Annotated in this window: 17 protein-coding genes; 9 read left to right on the forward strand and 8 right to left on the reverse strand. The window is 71.6% G+C overall.

The genetic code is table 11. The features are described 5' to 3' along the window. Nucleotides 1–115: 115 nt before the first annotated feature. From LDO11_RS01410 to LDO11_RS01430, 5 genes are all read right to left on the reverse strand, one after another. Nucleotides 116–442: a hypothetical protein gene (locus tag LDO11_RS01410; RefSeq protein WP_232139945.1), complete on the reverse strand. Its 327-nt coding sequence runs from the start codon at nucleotides 440–442 to the stop codon at nucleotides 116–118. Then, the gene (locus LDO11_RS01415) at nucleotides 439–1,761 is read right to left on the reverse strand and encodes an ABC transporter permease (protein ID WP_232139947.1); all 1,323 of its coding nucleotides are present in this window, start codon (nucleotides 1,759–1,761) and stop codon (nucleotides 439–441) included. Before LDO11_RS01415 ends, LDO11_RS01410 begins: the two co-directional genes overlap by 4 nt. A gap of 181 nt (nucleotides 1,762–1,942) precedes the next feature. Next, a complete protein-coding gene (locus tag LDO11_RS01420; protein WP_232139948.1) occupies nucleotides 1,943–3,106 on the reverse strand; it encodes an ABC transporter permease in 1,164 nt (387 codons plus the stop codon). A 13-nt stretch (nucleotides 3,107–3,119) separates the two neighbouring features. Beyond that, nucleotides 3,120–3,809, reverse strand: coding sequence for an ABC transporter ATP-binding protein (locus tag LDO11_RS01425; RefSeq protein ID WP_232139949.1), 690 nt, complete (start codon nucleotides 3,807–3,809; stop codon nucleotides 3,120–3,122). Nucleotides 3,810–3,894: 85 nt separating this feature from the next. Next, entirely contained in the window at nucleotides 3,895–5,130 is a 1,236-nt protein-coding gene (locus LDO11_RS01430) for an efflux RND transporter periplasmic adaptor subunit (RefSeq protein ID WP_232139950.1), read from the reverse strand. A gap of 216 nt (nucleotides 5,131–5,346) precedes the next feature. Here LDO11_RS01430 and LDO11_RS01435 point away from each other — a divergent pair, with 216 nt between their 5' ends. The 8 genes from LDO11_RS01435 to LDO11_RS01470 all read left to right on the forward strand — a co-directional run bounded on the left by LDO11_RS01435 (nucleotide 5,347) and on the right by LDO11_RS01470 (nucleotide 13,587). Next, complete coding sequence (locus tag LDO11_RS01435; protein ID WP_232139951.1) at nucleotides 5,347–6,258, forward strand: ABC transporter ATP-binding protein; 912 nt, start codon at nucleotides 5,347–5,349, stop codon at nucleotides 6,256–6,258. Continuing rightward, the gene (locus LDO11_RS01440) at nucleotides 6,258–7,034 is read left to right on the forward strand and encodes an ABC transporter permease (protein WP_129134950.1); all 777 of its coding nucleotides are present in this window, start codon (nucleotides 6,258–6,260) and stop codon (nucleotides 7,032–7,034) included. Before LDO11_RS01435 ends, LDO11_RS01440 begins: the two co-directional genes overlap by 1 nt. A gap of 23 nt (nucleotides 7,035–7,057) precedes the next feature. After that, a complete protein-coding gene (locus tag LDO11_RS01445) occupies nucleotides 7,058–8,896 on the forward strand; it encodes a CIA30 family protein (RefSeq protein WP_232139952.1) in 1,839 nt (612 codons plus the stop codon). Nucleotides 8,897–8,931: 35 nt separating this feature from the next. Further along, nucleotides 8,932–10,143 carry a sensor histidine kinase gene (locus LDO11_RS01450; protein WP_232139953.1) on the forward strand — a complete coding sequence of 404 codons (1,212 nt, stop codon included), beginning with the start codon at nucleotides 8,932–8,934 and terminating at the stop codon, nucleotides 10,141–10,143. A gap of 72 nt (nucleotides 10,144–10,215) precedes the next feature. After that, nucleotides 10,216–10,821 (forward strand): response regulator transcription factor, encoded by a 606-nt coding sequence (locus tag LDO11_RS01455; RefSeq protein ID WP_232139955.1) that lies wholly within the window; start codon nucleotides 10,216–10,218, stop codon nucleotides 10,819–10,821. Nucleotides 10,822–10,902: 81 nt separating this feature from the next. Beyond that, nucleotides 10,903–11,118: a zinc-finger domain-containing protein gene (locus LDO11_RS01460; RefSeq protein ID WP_232139956.1), complete on the forward strand. Its 216-nt coding sequence runs from the start codon at nucleotides 10,903–10,905 to the stop codon at nucleotides 11,116–11,118. A gap of 22 nt (nucleotides 11,119–11,140) precedes the next feature. Beyond that, complete coding sequence (locus tag LDO11_RS01465; RefSeq protein ID WP_232140317.1) at nucleotides 11,141–12,265, forward strand: glycosyltransferase; 1,125 nt, start codon at nucleotides 11,141–11,143, stop codon at nucleotides 12,263–12,265. Further along, nucleotides 12,262–13,587, forward strand: coding sequence for an O-antigen ligase family protein (locus LDO11_RS01470; protein ID WP_232139958.1), 1,326 nt, complete (start codon nucleotides 12,262–12,264; stop codon nucleotides 13,585–13,587). Before LDO11_RS01465 ends, LDO11_RS01470 begins: the two co-directional genes overlap by 4 nt. 198 nt (nucleotides 13,588–13,785) lie before the next feature. On the opposite strand, the gene lpxL is transcribed toward LDO11_RS01470, so the two are convergent. Continuing rightward, a complete protein-coding gene (gene lpxL, locus LDO11_RS01475; protein WP_232139959.1) occupies nucleotides 13,786–14,715 on the reverse strand; it encodes an LpxL/LpxP family Kdo(2)-lipid IV(A) lauroyl/palmitoleoyl acyltransferase in 930 nt (309 codons plus the stop codon). Between the two features lie 59 nt (nucleotides 14,716–14,774). Between lpxL and waaA the strand changes: the two genes are divergently transcribed. Continuing rightward, complete coding sequence (waaA, locus tag LDO11_RS01480; RefSeq protein ID WP_232139961.1) at nucleotides 14,775–16,130, forward strand: lipid IV(A) 3-deoxy-D-manno-octulosonic acid transferase; 1,356 nt, start codon at nucleotides 14,775–14,777, stop codon at nucleotides 16,128–16,130. A gap of 33 nt (nucleotides 16,131–16,163) precedes the next feature. On the opposite strand, the gene LDO11_RS01485 is transcribed toward waaA, so the two are convergent. Both LDO11_RS01485 and LDO11_RS01490 read right to left on the reverse strand, forming a co-directional pair. Next, nucleotides 16,164–17,540 carry a TolC family outer membrane protein gene (locus LDO11_RS01485; protein ID WP_232139963.1) on the reverse strand — a complete coding sequence of 459 codons (1,377 nt, stop codon included), beginning with the start codon at nucleotides 17,538–17,540 and terminating at the stop codon, nucleotides 16,164–16,166. Nucleotides 17,541–17,623: 83 nt separating this feature from the next. Further along, a complete protein-coding gene (locus tag LDO11_RS01490) occupies nucleotides 17,624–18,286 on the reverse strand; it encodes a protein-L-isoaspartate O-methyltransferase family protein (RefSeq protein ID WP_232139965.1) in 663 nt (220 codons plus the stop codon). Nucleotides 18,287–18,342 lie beyond the last annotated feature (56 nt).

Raw genomic sequence — 18,342 nt, forward strand, 5'->3', positions numbered from 1 at the left:
GGGCTACGGCATGCGCAACCTTTCAGCCCGCAAAGCTGAGGCCGCATCCCGCGCGCGGTGGACGCCCTGGCGGTGTCGGGTGCCGGAAGCGCCTGGCTCGTCCGGGGGACGGCGTTCAGCCGCGGGCGATGAGCCAGAGCACCAGTGCGGTGCCGGTCACCGTGATCGCGCCGGTGGCCCACCACCAGCGCCGTGCACGCCGCCGCAGACGACGTACGCGTTCTTGGTGCAGCCGGCGCGCCTGTTCGACCAGCGGCTGCGCGCGTGCCTGTGCCTGGCGGTGGGCGGCGTCGGTTCCCTCGCGCGTGGTATCGGCACCCGCGCCGCCCTGCGCTGACTCATACAGCGCGAACACCTCGCGATGCAGCGCGGCATAGCGGCGTTCGAGTTCGCCGTTCGACAGGCCGCGCGGATCGTCCGACGCACCCGTTTGCGCGCTCATGCCGCGCGCAGTGCGTCGGTCACCGGCAGCCGCGCGGCGCGCACGGCCGGGAACAGTCCGCCGACGAAGCCGATCGCCAGCGCCCATTTCAGGCCGTTCCACAACAGCTCGGGGGTCACCCTGAACTCGAACGTGAGCTGCCCGACGCCACCGGCAAGCGTGGACGCGGTGTAGCCGTTGAACACCAGCCACGCGATCAGCCCGCCCAGCGCGCCGCCGAGCGCCGCCAGCAGCATCGTTTCCAGCATCACCGCCACCACCACCGGCAGGCCGCGGAAGCCGATCGCACGCAGGGTGGCGATCTCGCGCGCGCGCGCGGCGACAGTGGCGAACATCGTGTTGAGCGCACCGAACACCGCGCCCACCGCCATGATCGAGCCGACCACGATGCCGATGATGCGCAACACCTTCGTCATGCCTTCCGACTGCCGCGAGAAGTACTCCGCGGTGGTGTCGGCTTCCACCTTCAGCCGCGGGTCGGCCTCGAGCGTCGCCTTGAACGCGCTGAAGGCATCCGGGCTGGTGAGCCGCGCGGTGATCGAGTTGCGGCTGCTGCCGCGGCGGTAGGTGGTGGCGACGATGCCGCCATCGGCCCAGATCTCCGATTCCAGCGCGTCGCCGGATGCGAACACGCCGACCACCGTCCACACGTCGCTGCCCAGCCGGATTTCGCCACCGGGATCGAGCCCGGCGAACTGACGCCGCGCGCCCTGGCCGACCACGAGCTCGCGGCGGCCGGACTCGAACGTACGCCCTTCGACGATGCGCATGCCCGGGCGCACTGCCCAGGCCACCGGATCGACGCCGCGCAGCTGCACGCTGCCGTCCTCGTCGGCCTGGCCCCGGCGCGGCAGGTTCGCCGCCACCACCAGTTCCGCCGAGGCCAGCGGGCGGTTGTCGGCGTCGCGGGCGATCTCCGGCGCCTGCGCAGCCGCCAGCAGCGCCTCGCGCTCCATCACCGACATCACCTCCGCCGCCGAGCCGCCGCGCAGCACGATCGCGGTGTCCTCGTTGCCGGTGGCGGCCACCGTCTGCCGGTAGCCCTCGGCCATCGCCAGCAGCGCAACCAGCACGCCGACCACGCCGGCGATGCCGATCACCACCACCGATGACGCGCCGATCCGCTGCGGCAGGGTGCTGATGCCGACATGGGTGACCGAGCCGGCCTGGCGGCCGCTGCGGGTGGCCACCATCCAGGCGATCAGCAGCACCGCGACCGCAAGCAGCGCCTGCCACGGCAGCAGGATCCACGCGGCGACACCGGCCACCACGACGATCGCCAACAGCAGCCCGCTCAGAAGGGATTTGATCCTGGACATCTGCGTTACTCCACTTTGAGCCTTCTCCGCCGGGCGGGAAGGCCTGCCTCGAAGGCGTCTGGTCGGGATAGTTCCGAAGGGCGGATGGGGGCATGCCGCCTTGCCCTCACCCCAGCCCCCCTCCCGCATGCGGGAGAGGGGTTTCAACTGGCAGACAAGGGAAGGAGGAATCCATCCCGGATCAACGCCCGGCGAGTGCGTCGACGATGTTCAGCCGCATGCCGCGCAGTGCCGGCAGCGCGCCGACCAGCAGGCCGATGGCAACCATCAGCGCCAGTCCCAGCAGCCAGCTCTGGAGCCCCACCGGCGGCAGGTTGAGCACGCCGCCGCTGCCCTGGCCGAGCGCAGGACCGGCGATCGCCGCCAGACCCAGGCCCAGCACGCCACCCAGCACCACCAGCAGCACCGACTCCGCCAGCACCATCAGCAGCACGCTGGTGCTGGAGAAGCCGATCGTCTTCAGCACCGCCAGCTCCGAGGTGCGTTCGCGCACCGCCTGCGCCATGGTGTTGCCGGTCAGGAGCAACAGGGTGAAGAACACCGCGCCCATGATCGAACCCACGATCAGGCCGATGTCGGCCATCTGCTTGAGCTGCGAGGCGAACGCCGCCTGCTCGGTCATGGTCTTGGTTTCGTGCGGCGAATTTGCCGACAGCGCATCGATGGCTTTTGCCGCGGCGTCGGCCTGGCGCACGTCGCGTACGCGCGAGACATACCAGCCGACGTCACCATCCACGTACGGGGTGGATTCGGCAAAGTAGTCGTAGCGCAGCAGGAACAGACCGTCGGTGAACCCGGACTCGCCATCACGCGAGCGGAAGATGCCGACGATCTCGAACTCCCAGTTGAGCGTGCCGTCTGCATTCGGAAAGATCGTCGACTGCAGCGGCACGCGATCGCCGACCTTCCAGCCGAAGCGCGTGGCCAGCGCCTGGCCGACCAGTGCGCCGGTGCGGTTGCGCGTGAACGCCTCGCGTGCCTCCGGCGCCACCTCGATCTCGGGATACAGGTCGAGGTAGTTGTCGGCCACCGCGAAACTGAAGATCTGGTTGCGCGGGTCCTGGTAGGCACCGCCGAACCAGTTGGCGTACGTGACCGCCTCGATGTTGTCGACCTGGGCGATGCGCGTGCGCAGCGACAGCGGCAGGGTCTCGATGAACGACAGTTTCGAACCGGTCTGCAGCCGCTGCGCGCCGTCGGCGTTCTGGCCGAGCTGGCCGAACGTCGTGCGGATGCCGTCGAGCAGGCCGAACAGCAGGAAAGCGGCCATGATCGAGGCAAGGGTGAGGAAGGTGCGGGTCTTGCGCCGGAACAGCGCCGCCCAGACCAGGTGCATGTATTTCATGCCGCGTCCTCCGTCAGGCGTAGGTGGGCTGGTTGACCAGCGAGCCCTTGTCGAGGTGCAGGGTGTGCGAGGCGTAGCCGGCGGCCTTCGGATCATGGGTGACCATCACGATGGTCTTGCCGTGCTCGCGGTTGAGTTCCTGCAGCAGGCCGAGGATGTCCTCGGCGGACTGGCGGTCGAGATCGCCGGTCGGCTCGTCGCAGATCAGCAGGTCGGGGTCCGAGACGATGGCGCGCGCGATCGCCACGCGCTGCTGCTGGCCGCCGGAGAGTTCGTTGGGCTTGTGCTTCGCGCGGTCGGACAGACCCACCAGCTCCAGCGCGATGCCGGCATTGCGCTTGCGCTGGGCGCCGGAGAGTTTCGTCAGCAACAGCGGCAGTTCGACGTTGCGTTGCGCGGTCAGCGCCGGCATCAGGTTGTAGAACTGGAACACGTAGCCGACGTTTCGGCTGCGCCAGGTCGACAGCTGGCCGCCGCTCATGCGGTCGATGCGCTCGCCGTCGACGGTGATCTCGCCGGAACTGGGTGCGTCGAGGCCGCCGATGAGGTTGAGCAGTGTGGTCTTGCCGGAGCCCGACGGGCCCATCAGTGCGACGAAATCGCCGCGCTCGATGTCGAGGTCGATGTGGTGCAGCACCTCCACCTTCTCCGAGCCGCGCTGGTAGGTCTTGGTGAGGTTGTTGATCGAAACCAGGGTCGCCATGCCGGTACCTCGCTGCATGCCCGCGATGCGGGCGAACGGCGCGTATCGCGCCGGGGAGCCGTGGCGGTGGCCACGGCTGCGTGTGTTACTGGCGCACCACCAGGCTGCCGTCCTCGAGGTCGGTCGGCGGATCCACCACCACGTCCTCGCCGGCCACCAGGCCGGATGTCACTTCGCGCTGCGCACCCACGGTGGCGCCGGCACCGACCACGCGGCGTTCCACGCGATCACCGGCCAGCGCGAACGCGACGGTGGCGCCGTCGCGTTCCACGATCGCCCCGGCCGGCACCCGCAGGCTGCGTGGCGCGGCATCCGCCGCGTCCGCATCGGCCGCCGCCTGTTCGAGGAAGCTCACCGACACGCCCATGTCCGGGACGATGCGGCGGTCCTTTTCCCTGATGGCGATGCGCACCTTGACCGTGGCCTTGCCGCGGTCGGCGGTGGGCACGATCGCGATCACCTCGGCGGGGATGCGCCAGTCGGGATAGGCGTTGAGGGTGGCGGTGACCGGCATCTGCGGCTGCACGCGACCGATATAGGCCTCGCCCACATCGACCTCGATCTCCAGCGAGTCCATGTCGACGATGGTGCCGATGCCGGTGCGGGTGAAGCCGCCGCCCGCCGACAGCGGCGAGACGATCTCGCCGGGTTGTGCGGCCTTGGCGATGACCACGCCTGCAAACGGCGCGCGCACCACGGTGTTGTCGACGCCGAGGTCGGCGATCGCCAGCTGGTCGGCGGCGACGCGCGCATTGCGCTGTGCGGTGGTGAGCTGGGCACGCAGCGCGTCGCGCTGGGCGATGGCCTGGTCGTACTGCGAGCGCGACACCAGTTGCTGGCCGACCAGCGAGTCCAGCCGTCGCGCCTCGGCTTCCGCCTGCGCCAGCTGCGCCTGCACGCTGCCGGCCTGGCTGCGCGCGGCGGCCAGCTGCGATGACGACAGTGCGCGCTGCGCATCGGCATCGATCGGGTCGAGCGTGGCCAGCACCTGGCCTTCCTCCACCGCCATGCCTTCCTCGATCAGCACCTCGCGCACGCGGCCGGTGATCTTCGACGAGACCGTGGCCATGCGCCGGGCGACCACGTAGCCGCTGGCATCGAGCACCGATGCCGGCGCGCTGCCGGCGCCGCCGGTCGCCACCACCGGTGCGGTGTGCACCGGCACCGGCCGGTCGCGGCCCAGCAGCCACCAGGCGCCAAGTGCGACGACGATGACCACTGCGGCAACGCCGAGCCCGATCCACAAGCCGCGACGCGACGGCGGCGGTTCCGGGCGACGGTCGATGCGCAGTTCCTTCAGCAGATCGGCTTTGGTGTTCATGCGGGCCCAGACGCGGTGAGTCGCCACAGTGTGACCGGGGTGCGGCCGGTCGGGAGTGGCCGGAAGTCATTTCCGTTCCGCGCAGTGTCCACGTCCGCGGCACGCGGTGTCAGGTGACGGTTGTCATGTCGATCGCCTGACGGTGGCGACTGCCGACAGCGGGTCGTCGCGCCCACGCTGTGGCCATCCCGATGGAGCGTTGCCATGCCAGTCACCATGTCTTCCGAGATTCCGGCTCCCGCGGCATGGCTGCACGCAGCACGCTTCCTGCATGGCGCGGTGTGTGCGCTCGATGGCCTCGACCTGGAACTGCAGGCCGGCGAAGTGCTGGCCCTGCTCGGCCCGAACGGTGCCGGCAAGTCCACCGCGGTGGACCTGCTGCTGGGGCTGAAGACGCCGGCAGCCGGCAAGGTGCAGCTGTTCGGCATGGACCCGTGCATCCCGGCAGCGCGCCTGCAGGTGGGGGTGATGCTGCAGAGCGCGGTGCTGCCGGAACGGCTGACGGTGCGCGAGCTCATCGACTGGGCCGGTTGCCATTACCCGCAGCCGATGGCGGCGCAGGAAGCCGCGGCACTGGCAGGGGTCGAGGACCTGCTTGCCCGCCGCTACGGTCGGCTGTCCGGCGGGCAGCAGCGGCGGGTGCAGTTCGCGATCGCGCTGTGCGGGCGGCCGCGCCTGCTGTTTCTCGATGAACCCACCACCGGCCTCGACATCGGCGCCCGCAGCCAGGTGTGGGCGGCGGTGCGGGCGATGGCCGCCCAGGGTTGCGCGGTGCTGCTGACCACGCATTACCTCGAGGAGGCCGAGGCGCTGGCCGACCGCGTGGTGGTGATCGATCGCGAGCAGGTGCTGGCCAAGGGCACCATCGCGCAGGTACGCGCGCTGGTCGGTGGGCGGCGCATCCGCTGCATCACCACGCTGGCACCGGAGACCGTGGCCGGCTGGCCGCAGGTGCGCGAGGTGCGGGTCCGCAAGGGCCGGCTGGAGCTGGTGGCCGCTGCCGCCGAAGCGGTGGTGCGGCGCCTGCTCGAAGCCGACCCCGCGCTCGAGGATCTCGAAGTCACCCGCGCCGGCCTGGCCGAAGCCTTCGTCGAACTCACCCGTCCGTCCGTCCGCGAGGCCGCCTGATGAGCACCATTGCCACGTCCACCGCCAGAACCGGCGCCGCACGCGCATCGGCGCTGCGCGCCTGCATGATCGAGATCCGCTGCGAACTGCTCAGGCTGCTGCGCGAGCCGGCATATGTGCTGCCGGCGGTGCTGTTCCCGGTGCTGTTCTACGTGCTGTTCGGCGTGCTGCTGTCGGGGATGGGCGCGCCCCCTGCGTTCCTGCTCGCCGGCTACGGCGTGTTCGGCACCATCGGCGCGACCCTGTTCGGCATCGGCGTGGGGGTGGCCAACGAACGCGAGCAGGGGTTGCTGCGCCTGCGCCGTGCGCTGCCGGCGCACGCGGGTGGATGGCTTCTTGCCAAGATGGTGGCGGCGATGGCGTTCGCGCTGGCGATCAGCCTGCTGCTGGCGCTGGTTGGCAGCACCCTGGGTGGCGTGTCGCTGCCGGCATCCGGATGGGCGCTGCTGCTGGTGGTCAACCTGCTGGGGGTGTTGCCGTTCGCGGCGCTGGGCCTGTTGATCGGCAGCCTGTTCGGGGGCAATGCCGCGATCGCCGTGGTCAACGTGCTGTTCCTGCCGATGGTGTTCCTGTCCGGGCTGTGGCTGCCGCTGTCGATGCTGCCGGACTTCTTCGCGCGGCTGGCGCCGGTGTGGCCGGCCTGGCACCTGGGCCAGATCGCCTTCAAGGTGGTCGGCCACGACAGCGGCGGGGCGCTGTGGCTGCATGTGCTCGCCCTGCTGGTCCCGGCCGCGGTATTCACCCACTTCGCCCTGCGCCGGCTGTCGCCGCGCTGACCTGCAACCTCTGGAGAACGCTGATGAAACGATGGATCGACATGGTGGCTGCAGGCGCGCTGGTGGCGACGGTTGCGGCATCGGTGCTGTTGCTGGCGCCGGCCACCGGCCGCAGCCCGGCCACGCAGCAGCCGCGCCCGCCGGATGCCGGCGTCGCCATCCGCGGCGCACGGGTGTTCGATGGCGAGCGCGACCTCGGCGTCGCCACGGTGCTGGTGCGCGACGGCCGCATCCAGCAGCTGGGTGCCGAGCTGCAGGTGCCGGAGGACTACGAGGTCGTCGACGGTAGCGGTGGGACATTGCTGCCGGGTCTGATCGATGCCCATGTGCATGCCTGGGGCGATGCCCAGCGCGATGCCGCGCGCTTCGGCGTCACCACCGCGTTCGACATGCATGGCATGCCGGAACGCGCGCAGGCGTTGCGTGCGCAGCGCGAATCACTGGCCGCGACCGGGCAGGCCGACCTCTGGGCCGCGGGCTATGCGATCACGGCGCCGCAGGGCCACGGCACCCAGTACGGCTTCCCGGTGCCCACCGTGGATGCATCGACCGATATCGATGCCTTTATCGGCGAGCGCGTCGGCGAGGGCGCGGACTTCATCAAGCTGATCGTCGAGGACCTCTCGGCATACGCGATCGAACGCCGCCTGCCGACGCTCACCGCGCCGCAGGTCAGCGCTGCGATCGCGGCCGCGCATGGCCACGGGCGCATGGCGGTGGTGCACGTCTCCACGCTGGCCGATGCCCGCCATGCCATCGATGCCGGCGCCGACGGGCTGGTGCACCTGTTCGCCGACGTCGAGGCGGATGCGCAGCTGGTCGCCGCGATGCGCGACCGCGATGCGTTCGTGGTGCCGACGCTGTCGGTGCTGGCCTCGGTGGCCGGTGCCGGCGAGGGCGGGGCGCTCGCTGCCGACACCCGTGTCGGCGCCCTGCTGACCGCCGAACAGCGCTCGACACTGGATGCGCGGATGCATGCGGGCGAAGCGGATCCGGCGGTGCTGGCGCGCGCGCTGGAAAGCGTGCGGCGCCTGCATGCCGCCGGCGTCGACATCCTCGCCGGTACCGATGCGCCCAATCCCGGCACCGCGCACGGTGCCAGCCTGCACGGTGAGCTGGCACTGCTGGTGCGTGCCGAGCTGAGTCCGTCGCAGGCGCTGTCGGCGGCCACCGCGGTCCCCGCGCGTCGTTTCGGCCTGAGCGATCGCGGGCGCATCGCACCGGGTCTGCGCGCTGACCTGGTGCTGGTGGATGGCGACCCGCTCGCCGACATCACCGCCACGCGTGCGATCGCCGCGGTGTGGAAGAACGGCCACCGCGTCGAACGCGATGCGGCCGCCGGTGCCGTGGCCTCCGCAGCACCGGCGCAGACGCTGGTCGGCGACTTCGATGGCGACGTGCTCGCCGCGGCGTTCGGCAGCTGGCAGCCCAGCACCGACCGCATGGCGGGCGGCAACTCCGATGTCGCACACGAACTGGTGCAAGGCGGCGCACGGGGGACGGCCGGCGCGCTGCGCATCCACGGCGAGGTCCGCCCCGGCTTCGCGTTCCCGTGGGCGGGGATGACCTGGCTGCCGGCCGCCGAGCCGATGCAGCCGGTCAACATGTCGGCGCGCGAGGCGCTGGTGTTCCACGTGCGCGGCGACGGCCGCCGCTACAGCGCGATGCTGTTCTCGGGCCCCAGCATGCAGGGCATGCCCAGTACGCAGACCTTTGTCGCCGGGCCGGAGTGGACCGAGGTCCGGCTGCCGCTTGCGGATTTCCCCGGTGCCGATCCCGCACTGCTGCGCGCGGTGGCGTTCACCGCCGGGCAACCGGCCGGTCGATTCGAGTTCTTCCTCGACGAGGTCGAGCTGCGCTGATAAACGTTGCGTCGAGCACGGCCGGAAGTCCCCGCATGTCCACGTTGCGATCGAAATGGTTCACCCCGGCTGCCGATTCGGTGATGGCCTATACGCTGCGCCGCGGCCGGCCGGCATGGTCGGAAGCGGTGCACGTGCTGTGGTCGGCGTGGGTGTTCGTGACCCCGGCCTTCTCGCCGCAGGGTTACGACGCGCGCTGGTGGCTGCTCACGCTGCTGTCCTATCCGCTGTTCCTGGCCCTGTACGCCCGCGTGCTGCTGGCACCGGCGTGCATCGCGTGGCGATCCGCGCTGGGCATGGTCGCGCTGTGCCTGGTGTTGCTGCCCTGGTACCCCTCGGGCATGAGCTACTTCGTGTTCGGCTGCGTGTTCCTGCTGGCGTCGCGCAAGCGCGCTTCGTGGATGGAGGCGGCCGGGCTGCTGCTGCTCAACCTGGTGTTCCTCGGATGGGCGGCGCTACTCGGTTATCCGTGGCAGGCGATGGTGTGGATGCCGGTCGTGACCCTGATCGTCGGCCTGGTGGTGCATGTCGAGCGCGTCAACGAAGCGCGCGACGCCGCCCTGCAGCTGTCGCAGGACGAGGTGCGCCGGCTGGCCGCGACCGCCGAGCGCGAACGCATCGGCCGCGACCTGCACGACCTGCTCGGCCACACGCTGTCGATGGTGGCCCTGAAGTCCGACCTCGCCGCGCGCCTGGTGGACCGCGACCCGGCCGCGGCACGGCGCGAGATCGAGGAGGTCGCGCATGGTGCGCGCGAGGCACTGGGACAGGTGCGACGGGCGGTCAGCGGCATCCGCGCCGCCGGGCTTGCCGCGGAACTCGCATCGGCGCGGCTGCTGCTGGAGGCCGATGGCGTGGCCTTCGACTACAGCCTGGATACCGACATGGCGCAGGCGATCCTGTCGCCGCTGGTTGAAACCACGCTGGCGCTGACCGTGCGCGAGGCGGCCACCAACGTCCAGCGCCATGCGCGCGCGTCGCATGCGCGGGCGACCTTCGCGATCGAGGACGGGCACGCGGTGCTGTGCATCGAGGACGACGGCCGCGGTGGTGCGCTGAAAGCCGGCAACGGGCTGGCCGGCATGCGCGAGCGCGTGCAGGCGGTGGGCGGCCGCCTGGTGGTGGATGGCAGCAGCGGTTGCCGGATCCAGGCACGGGTTCCGCTGGTGCAGTCACCGGCAGAGGCGATTCCGACGGCGCAGGGCGAGCCGGCGCGGTCGCAGCCGGGGCCGCACGCGGCGGTGTAGCCGCGCGGGCGACGGATCCACCACGGACACGACGTTCTACACTGCACCACGTACGTGTCGCCGGTGCCCTCCATGCCCATTCGCATCCTGCTCGCCGAGGACCAGGCCCTGTTGCGCGGTGCGCTTGCCGCGCTGCTGCGCATGGAGCCGGACTTCGAGGTGGTGGCCGAATGCGTGGACGGCGAATCGGCCTGGGTGGAACTGCAGCGCCACCGCCCGGATGTGCTGGTGACCGATATCGAGATGCCGGGCCTGACCGGCCTGGAGCTGGCCGCGCGGGTGCAGCGCCAGGAGCTCGCGGTGCGGGTGGTGATCGTGACCACGTTCGCGCGGGCCGGGTACCTGCGCCGCGCGTTGGATGCGGGCGTGGCCGGCTACCTGCTCAAGGACGCGCCGGCCAGCGAACTCGCGCAGGCGTTGCGCCAGGTGCACCGCGGCGGCCGCGCGATCGACCCGCAGCTGGCGCTGGAGGCGTGGTCGGAGCCGGATCCGCTCGGCGAACGCGAACGCCAGGCGTTGCGGCTGGCCGGGGAGGGCCTGTCGGCCGGCGAGATCGCGTCGCGGATGCACCTGTCCGCCGGCACGGTGCGCAACTACCTGTCCGAGGCGATCGGCAAGCTCGGCGTCGGCAACCGCATCGAGGCGTACCGGCTGGCGCGGCAGAAGGGCTGGCTGTAGGCCGGTGCGGGCGAACCGGGCGCGACCGGCGATGCGCGCCGCGGTAGACTGGGCGCCGGTTCCGTCGTCGATGCCGCCACCATGTCCGCACCCCACGCCCCGACAGGGCAACCTCTTCCCGAGCAGGCCAACGCCGAGCGCCGTTACGAAGTCAGCCGCAGCGAGCTGCCGCTGAGCTGTCCGATGCCGGCGATGGGCGTGTGGGATTCGCATCCGCGCGTCTACCTGCCGATCGAGTCGGAAGGCGGCAAGGCGGACTGCCCGTATTGCGGCGCGCACTTCGTCCTCGTCGACTGACCGCGGCGTGCCGTCCGGCCCGATGCGCCGGCTGACCGTGGTCCAGCTGCTGCCGGCGCTCAATGCCGGTGGCGTCGAACGTTCCACGCTGGAGATCGCCCGCGCGCTGGTGGCCGCGGGCCACCGTGCGGTGGTGGTGTCGGCCGGTGGCCGGCTGGTACCGGCGCTCGAGGCGTCGGGTGCGGAGCACATCACCCTCGATATCGGCCGCAAGTCACTGCTGACCCTGCGCCACGCGCGCGGCCTGCGGCGGCTGTTCGCGGATATGCGGCCGGACATCGTCCACGCCCGCTCGCGGTTGCCGGCATGGCTGGGCTGGCGCGCGTTGCAGGCGTTGCAGGCGATGCCGGTCGCCGCGCGAGCCCGTTTCGTGACCACCGTGCACGGGCTCAACTCGCCGTCGCGCTACAGCGCGGTGATGACGCGCGGCGAGCGGGTGATCTGCGTGTCGGAGACGGTGCGCCGCTATGTGCTGGCGCACTATCCGGCCACCGATCCGGCCATCCTGCGGGTGATCCCGCGCGGCATCGACCCGGCGGCGTTTCCGCGCCGCCCCTGGCCCGACGCCGACGCGCGGGCAGCGGTCGCGCGCGAGCATCCGGCACTGGCCGGCAGCGGGCCGTTGCTGCTGCTGCCGGGGCGCGGTACCCGGCTGAAGGGCCATGGCGACGCCATCGAGCTGCTGCGCCGGCTGCGTGGCAGCGGCAACGATGCGCGCCTGTGGATGCCCGGTGCACGCGAGCCGGGGCGCGAGCGATACGTCGCGGAACTCGAACAGGCGGCGGCTGCTGCCGGCGTCGGCGGTGCGCTGGTGCTCACCGCACCCACCGACGCCATCGCCGGCGCCTATGCCGCGTCCGACCTGGTCCTGCAGCTGTCGCGCAAGCCCGAGGCCTTCGGCCGCACCGTGCTGGAGGCGCTGTCGGTCGGGCGTCCGGTGCTGGGCTGGGCGCATGGCGGTGTGGGCGATCTGCTGGGCGAGTTGCTACCCGCCGGCGCGGTGCCTCCCTTCGACGCGGACGCGCTCGCGCGCGCCGCCACCACCCTGCTCGACCCGGCCGCCCGCCCGTCGATTGCTACGATGCCCGACACGCTCGCGGCCATGCAGGCCGCCACGCTCGCCGTCTATTCCGAACTCTGCCCATGACCGACGCCGTCACCGATTCCCGACCCGACGCCACCGATACCCCGGGCTGGCGCTGGGCGCCGCACTGGGTGCTGGCCTTCGTGGCCCTGTGGCCGATGCCGGGCTATGCGGAAGGGGTGATGGTGCTGGGCGCGCTGATCGCCATCGGCCGCCTGCTGATGGCGCGCTTCCGCGGCGGCAAGGCCCTGCTGAGCGTGCAGGCCTGGGCACTGACCACGGTGCTGTTCGCGGCGTACTGGCTGCCGGAGGTGTTCTCGGTGGTGGGCGCGGTGGATCCCGCACGCAGCATGCGCGAGGCGCTTGTGGACATCCGCTACCTGCCGTTCCTGTGGCTGGTCGCGGCCGCGGTGGCCGATACGCGTGGGCTGCGCATCACCCTCACCGGGATGGCGGTGATCGTGGCCGTGTGGACGCTCGATGCGCTGGCCGAGGGCCTGTTCGCCACCAGCCCGCTGTTCTGGGGCCTGGACGCGGCCAAGCAGCTGGTCAGCTCGCGGCCGATGTGCAGTGCCGAGGACGTGGCCGCGGTCGACCGCCTGAGCGGCGTGCTCGGCCCCTGCAATCTCAAGATCGGCGTGGTGCTGGCCAGCCTGTCGCCGTTCCTGCTGTACGTCGCCGGTCGGCGCTTCGGCGCGACCGGGTGGATCGTGACCGCCGCGGCGGTGGGCGTGGTGATCGTGCTGGCCGGTGCGCGTGCGGCCTGGATCACCTACACCCTGGTGCTGGTGTTCTCGGGCTGGAAGCTGCTGGGCTGGAAGCGGCTGCTGCTGGTGCTGGCGGCCGGCGCGGCCACGCTGGTGGTACTGGCCGCGGTCTCGCCGCAGGTCCGCGACCGCGTCGAGCGCACCTCGCACCTGCTGACCGCCGACGAGTCGGGCGTCGACATGGCGCTGTCGGGACGCGCGCGCATCTGGCAGGCGGCGGTGTGCATGGTGCGCGAGTCGCCGGTGAACGGCGTCGGCGTGCGCGGCTTCCGCCGTGCCTTCGACGATTGCGATGCGGCATCGGGCACCGCGCCGGCCTGGGGCGAGGGGCCGGCGCTGCATGCGCACCAGATCGTCCTCGAGGTCGGTGCGGAGACCGGCATCCTCGGCCTGCTGCTGTGGCTGGCCGGTGCGGCGATGGCATGGCGGGCCTGGCGGTATGCCGACGCTGCGGCGCGGGAACGCGCGCGTCCGGCGATGCTGGCGCTGGCGGTCACCGTGTTCCCGCTCAACACCCATCTGGCGTTCTATTCCACGTTCTGGGGTGGCCTTACCCTGCTGCTGGCCGCCCTGTATGCCGGCAGCCTGCTGGCACGGCCGCAGGGCGACCCTGCCTAGCGTCGCCAGCGGTGTGTCAGCGCCGTTCGAGCGCGCCAGCGCCCAACGCGCCACGGCACGGATGCGGAGAAGATCTCGCGAGCGCTCCTGCAGCGCGCGAACACTGCGGAAGCGGCCTCGGGCCTCGGGCCTCGGGGGGCCCGGCGTGAAGCGCGGCCAGGGCGCCTCATGCGTGCAACAGCAGGTACCCGCCGGCGCCTAGCCCGCGTCCCGATACACGTCGCTGCCATCCGGCTGCCGCTTGAAGCGGCGGTGGATCCACAGGTACTGCGCGGGTGCCGTTCGCGCCATCGCCTCGATGCCGGCCATCACCCGCGCGGTGTCGGCGTGCGGATCGGCGGACGGGAAATCCGCAAGCGCCGGCGACAGCCGCAACGTATAGCCACCATCCGCGCGGCGCTCGTGCTGGAACAGCACCACCGCCGCGCCGGCCATGCGCGCGAGCTGGTGGGTGGAGGTCAGGCTGTGCGCGGGCTGGCCGAAGAACGGCACGTACACCGCATCGCCGCGGCTTGGGTCCTGGTCGGGCGCATACCAGAGCACGCCGCCGCGCTTGAGATGACGCACGCTGCCGCGCAGGTCCTGCTTGGTGAACATCGCCTCGGCATAGCGCAGGCGGCCGCGCCGCACCGCCCATTCCATGGCGCCGGCGGCATGCGGGCGGTACATGCCGGCCAGCGGCACGTGGTCGCACAGCAGCCGCCCGCAGATCTCCAGCGTGGTGAAGTGACCGGACACCAGCAGCACGCCACGGCCATCGGCGCGCGCCGCCTCCAGGTGCTCGAGGCCCTCGATGACCACGTCGCGCCGCATCGGCGCGACGGTGCCCCACCCCGCGCGGGCGAACTCGAAGAAGCCGGTGCCGAGCGCGTGGAAATGCGCGCGCAGAAGCGCCGTGCGTGCCCCGTCGTCGAGTTCCGGGAAGCACAGTTCGAGGTTGCGCCGGGCGATCCCGCGGCGACTGCCCAGCGCCACCCGCAGCAGGTCGCCCAGCAGGCGGCCGAGCGCGCGCTGCAGTGGCCACGGCAGTCGCGCGGCGAGCGCGGCGAGGCCGATGCCGGCCCACGCCGGCCACTGTCGGGGGCCCAGCGGCGGACGCGCGTCGGCGCTGGAGGATGAAGCAGCCATCGCGCCATTCTACGACGGCCCGCCGGCGCGGCCGTGGCACGCAGGTATCCTTGCACGCTATGTCCGTCGACCGCACCGAGCGCATCCTGCGCGTCCTGTATTCCGCGCTGCTCTGCGTGCTGGTGCCGGTCACGGTCTACCACCTGATCTGGCGCGGCTTCCGCCAGGCCGAATACCTGCACCGCTGGAGCGAGCGCTACGCCGTGTACGCCACGCCGCCGCTGGCGGGCACGCTGTGGGTGCACGCGGTGTCGGTGGGCGAGGTCAACGCCGCCGCCCCGCTGATCGACGCGCTGCTGCGCGAGCACCCGCACCAGCGCCTGCTCGTCACCACCATCACCCCCACGGGCTCGGCACGGGTACGTGCGCTGTGGGGCGACCGTGTCGAGCACGTCTACCTGCCCTACGACCTCGGTGGCATGGTGCGCCGCTTCCTCGATCACTACCGGCCGCAGCTGGGGCTGATCGTGGAGACCGAGCTGTGGCCGAACCTGCTGTTCGCCTGCCGCGACCACGGCATCCCGGTGTATGTGGTCAACGCGCGGCTGTCGGCGCGGTCGCTGCGTGGCTACCGGTTGCTGCGGCCGCTGGTCGGGCGTGCGCTGCGCACACTGGGTGGGGTGGCCGCGCAGTCGGCGGATGACGGCCGCCGCTTCGTCCACCTCGGCGCCCGTGCCGACCAGGTCAGCGTGACCGGCAACCTGAAGTTCGAGATGTTCGTCGACCCGGCCTGGGCGGAATTCGCCGGCGACTTCCGCCGGCGCGTGGGTGCGCGACCGGTCTGGATCGCCGCCAGTACGCATCCGGAGGAGGAGGCGGTCGTGGTGGCGCTGCACGCGCGCCTGCGCGAGCGCTGGCCGGACCTGCTGCTGCTGTGGGCGCCGCGCCATCCTGAGCGCTTCCGCGCGGCGGTGCAGGCCGCGATCGACGCCGGCTTCGCCACCGCGACGCGCACGCTCACCCGCTGGCCGGATGCAGGCGATGCCGTGTTCGTCATCGACACCCTGGGCGAACTGATGCGCTATTACGGCTGCGCGCAGGTGGCGTTCGTCGGCGGCAGCCTGCAGGACATCGGTGGTCACAACCTGCTCGAGCCCGCGGCCACCGGCACCGCGATCGTCACCGGCCCGCACCTGCACAACTTCGCCGACATCGCCCGCCAGCTCGGCCGTGCCGGCGCGGTGCGGGTGGAACAGGATGCAGCCGGCGTCGGCAATGCCCTCGAAGCGCTGCTCGACGACGCCGCGGCGCGCACCGCGATGGCATCCGCGGCACGCACCCTGGTGGAGGAGGGTCGCGGCGCGCTGCGGCGCACGCTGGAACTGGTGGCCGACGACCTTGCAGCGCTGGATGTGCCGCCGGCACCACTCCGCCCGCCGCGGCCAGCGCCCCGGATACGCAAAGGCCCCCGGTAACGGGGGCCCTGCGGTGTCGCGCGACGCGGCGGGTTACTGCTGCGAACTGTTGATCGGCGCGGTGGGGGCGGTGGTGGGGCTCTCGGCCTCGACGGTCAGCAGGCGGTTGATGTCCTGCAGGTCGTTGATGTCGAGCGTGCCCACGGCCTGTTCCAGCAGCAGCCGGTTCTGCAGGAAGTTGTAGCGGGCCAGCGCGAACTGCTGCTCGGCCTGGAACAGCGTCTGCTGGTTGATCAGCACGTCGACCACGGTGCGGGTGCCGACTTCCAGGCCCACCTGCGAGGCGTCGTAGGCGCTGCGCGCCGACAGCACCGCCAGCCGGCGGGCCTCGACCTCGGCGACACCGGCGACCACGGTCTGGTAGGCGTTGCGGGCATTGCGCTCGAGCGCACGGCGGGTCTGGGTCAGCTGGTCCTCGGCGATGTCGCGGCGGGCGATCGCCTCGCGCACGCCGGACTGGGTCGCGCCGCCGTTGAAGATCGGCACGGTCAGGGTCAGGCCAACGCTATGGCCCTCGTTGCGGCGGGCGCCGGTCGGGTTCTCGGGATCGCTCACGCCGGCGAGCTCGCCCCAGTACGCCTGGTTGTTGTAGCCGGCGCCCAGCGACAGCCGCGGCAGATGGCCGGAACGGGCGCCGGTGACGCCGATCTCGGCCGCACGCACCGCGTATTCGGCGGCGCGCAGCGACGGGTTCTGCGCGATCGCCGCGTTGACCCAGCTCTCGGCGTCGCCACCGGCCGGGACCTCCGGCTGGAAGTCCTCGGGCAGCGCGCGCAGGTTGCGCACCGGCGTGCCGGTGATCTCGGCCAGCGCCTGGTAGGCATCCTCCAGCGAATTGCGGCTCAGGATCACCTGGGCGCGGGCGGCGTCGTACTGCGCGCGCGCCTCGTGCACGTCGGTGATCGGCGCCAGGCCGACTTCCAGCCGGCGGCTGGCGAAGTCGAACTGCTTCTGCAGCGCCTCTTCGGCGGCTTCGGCGGCGGCCAGGGTCTCGATCGCGACCAGCACGTTGAAGTAGGCCGCCGAGGTGCGGGTGATCAGGTTCTGGTTCGCGGCCTGCAGGTCGAAGCCGGCGGCGGTGTCGAGCTGGCGCTGCGCGCGCAGGTTGGAGATCTGGCCGAGGTCGAACACGGTCTGGTTGAGGCTGGCGCCGATGCTGCGCGAGCGCTGGTCGCCGTCGGTACCGGCCGCGTAGCGACGCGAAAGATCCACGCTGCCGCCGATCTGCGGCAGCAGTTGCGCGCGTGCCTGCACCGCGCCCTCGCGCGAGATGTCGCGCTGCGACTCCGCGATCGACAGCTGCGGATCGCCGGCGCGTGCCAGTTCATAGGTCTGCACCAGGTCCTGGGCGAAGGCCGAGGCGGGCAGCAGCACGAGGGACAGGGCAAGGGCGAGGGGGCGGCGCAGCATGGGAGGTCCTTGGCGTCAGTGGAGGGCCGGCGCCTTCGGGCGCCGGCGCTGCAGTCCGCGCCGGTGTGGCGCAGGCTGCTGGATCAGAACTGGAATTCGGCCACCGGCTCGGTGCCGGCGAGGTAGTCCAGTTCGGTTTCGAACAACGATTCGATACGCGGCGCGTTGACGTCCTCGCCCTGGCGATGGACCAGCACGGCCTCCATCACCGGCGCGCGGCCGCGCACGATGAACATGCGGCCACCCGGACGCAGCCACTCGATGAAACGTGACGGCACCTGGTCGACGGCCGCGTTGACGCAGATCGCATCGAAGCGGCGCTCGCTGTTCCAGGCGAAGGCGTCGGCATGGATCACGTCGATGTTGGCGAGGCCGGCCTCGCGCACCCGCGCCTGCGCGGCGACGGCGAGGGCGGCATGGCGCTCGAGCGAGATGACATCGCGGCCGAGCTGGCCCAGGCAGGCCGAGACATAGCCGCTGCCGGTGCCGATCTCGAGCACGTCCTCGCCCGGCTGCAGCAGCAGCGCCTGCAGTGCACGCCCGGCCACCACCGGCTTGAGCATGCGCTCGCCGTGCGCCAGTGGGATCTCGAAGTCGGCATAGGCCACCGACTGCCACGGCGCGGGCACGAACAGCTCGCGTGGCATCGCGGCGAGCACGTCGAGCACCCGACGGTCGAGCACGTCCCACGGGCGGACCTGCTGTTCGACCATGGCGGCGCGGGCGGAGGCGTAATCGATCGTCATCTCAGGGGCTCTGGAGCGCGGGGACCGCGCATTTTAGCGGTTGCGGGTGGTGGAAG

Source organism: Alterluteimonas muca, from assembly GCF_021191595.1.
GTDB classification, from domain to species: Bacteria; Pseudomonadota; Gammaproteobacteria; order Xanthomonadales; family Xanthomonadaceae; genus Luteimonas; species Luteimonas muca.